The organism is [Clostridium] symbiosum ATCC 14940 (assembly GCF_000466485.1).
Lineage (GTDB): Bacteria > Bacillota > Clostridia > Lachnospirales > Lachnospiraceae > Otoolea > Otoolea symbiosa.
The window spans coordinates 7,756-7,981 of the sequence record NZ_KE992867.1 but is presented as its reverse complement, the minus strand read 5'-3'; positions in this window follow the sequence as shown (position 1 = coordinate 7,981).

Genomic DNA, 226 nt, shown 5'->3' with positions numbered 1-226 from the left:
TCCGTGTGCGGGAAATACGATATGCCTTCAAGGCTCCCTTATGAAAGAATTGCGGAAGGTTTGATACCGGCCTGCCGGAAACACGTAGTGGCCGCGACGAGGCCCTCCCCATTTAAGGTTGGAGACAATCAGCGGCCGGAGCGGACCATGTCCGGTGCCACGAAAACCTCCACCTGAGTCTTCCGTTCCCGGCGGAAACCTGACCCGGGGAAGTAGGCGGAATCAA